At 61.6% G+C, this 914-nt stretch carries 1 protein-coding gene; it reads left to right on the top strand.

The genetic code is table 11. The features are described 5' to 3' along the window. Positions 1-914 (top strand): Asp-tRNA(Asn)/Glu-tRNA(Gln) amidotransferase subunit GatB (gene gatB / locus EN925_RS37685; RefSeq protein WP_128337455.1); only part of this gene is annotated, 914 nt, incomplete at both ends.

Consider the following 914-nt stretch of genomic DNA (forward strand, 5'->3'; position numbering starts at 1 on the left):
AACTACTTCTATCCAGACCTGCCGCAGGGCTACCAGATCTCGCAGTTCAAGCAGCCGATCGTCGGCGAGGGCACGGTGATCGTTTCCGTTGGCCCCGATCGTCAGGGCGAATTCGAGGACATCGAGGTCGGCATCGAGCGGCTGCATCTGGAGCAGGATGCCGGAAAGTCGATGCACGACCAGCATGTGACCATGTCCTATGTCGACCTCAACCGCTCCGGCGTGGCGCTGATGGAGATCGTCTCCAAGCCCGACATGCGCTCGGCCGACGAAGCCAAGGCTTATGTCACCAAGCTGCGCACCATCGTGCGCTATCTCGGCACCTGCGACGGCAACATGGACGAAGGTTCGATGCGCGCCGACGTCAACGTTTCGGTGCGCAAGCCGGGCGGCGAGTTCGGCACGCGCTGCGAGATCAAGAACGTCAACTCGATCCGCTTCATCGGCCAGGCCATCGACTACGAGGCGCGCCGGCAGATCGCCATTCTCGAGGATGGCGGCAAGATCGACCAGGAGACGCGGCTGTTCGACGCCGCCAAGGGCGAGACGCGTTCGATGCGCTCCAAGGAAGAGGCACATGATTACCGCTACTTCCCCGATCCGGACCTCTTGCCGCTGGAATTCGACCAGGCCTATGTCGATGCGCTGGCCAAGGAATTGCCGGAACTGCCAGACGACAAGAAGGCGCGGCTGATCGCGTCGCTCGGCCTGTCGGCCTATGACGCCTCGATCCTGGTTTCGGAAAAGCCGATCGCCGACTATTTCGAGAAGGTGGCCGCCGGCCGCGACGGCAAGCTCGCCGCCAACTGGGTCATCAACGATCTGCTCGGGCAATTGAACAAGGCCGGAAAAGACATTGAAAACGCTCCGGTTTCTCCCGAGCAGCTTGGCGCGGTCATCGATCTGATCAAGGA

The sequence above is a fragment of the Mesorhizobium sp. M7A.F.Ca.US.006.04.2.1 genome (assembly GCF_004022915.1).
In the GTDB taxonomy this organism is placed as follows: Bacteria; Pseudomonadota; Alphaproteobacteria; order Rhizobiales; family Rhizobiaceae; genus Mesorhizobium; species Mesorhizobium ciceri.